Below are 623 nucleotides of genomic sequence, written 5' to 3'. Positions count from 1 at the left end.
TCTGAGGTGGAACGGCTGAAACTTCGGCTCGAAACCATAACCGCCGACCGCGATGCAGAAAAGAGCATGAAGGCCAAGGCGCGTTCGCAGCGGGACAAGGTCACATCAGAACTGACCAAGGCGCTTGCATTGCTAACCAGGATCACTGGGCCGAGCTTTCAAGGCCAAGGCAAGGCCATCGGCGAGGCTGTGACCTTCCTCTCCAGCCAATCCGCGCCAGCCGACAAGGGGCAGGGAGGCCCACTGTCCGAGCTTGAGGTTTTGCGGGAGGCAGTCAAGGAACTGGAGGCCATGCGGGACGCCAGAGTTGGCGCGAAGTTGGCCCAGGGCGAGCCGGTGGCGTGGAGAGGCTGCAACGCCGATGGCGAAGTGGTAACCGAGTGGATCGATGGGGTGCCACCTGAAAAAATGGTTGACCTCTGTGGCAACCCTTCCAGCTTCGACAAGATAGAACTGGCATACGCCGAGCAGCCCGCGCCGGTAGCGGTGGCTCCCGACTTCAAAATGATCGGCACCGAGCAAATGCCGCCGATGGAGTACGACGAGCCATGATCGACCTGAACGGCTTATCCCAAGCAGCGTGCTCTGCTGCAATGCGTGGCGGCACCGCTGGGTGGGGAAAA

Annotated in this window: 1 protein-coding gene; it reads left to right on the top strand. The window is 61.0% G+C overall.

The window, feature by feature from the left end; translation table 11 throughout:
• The coding region (locus tag JZ00_RS31135; RefSeq protein ID WP_039593920.1) for a hypothetical protein at positions 1–552 on the top strand (552 nt) is incomplete at its 5' end.
• Positions 553–623 lie beyond the last annotated feature (71 nt).

This window comes from Pseudomonas frederiksbergensis, assembly GCF_000802155.2.
GTDB classification, from domain to species: domain Bacteria; phylum Pseudomonadota; class Gammaproteobacteria; order Pseudomonadales; family Pseudomonadaceae; genus Aquipseudomonas; species Aquipseudomonas frederiksbergensis_A.
This window is presented reverse-complemented; position numbering and strand designations above follow the sequence as displayed.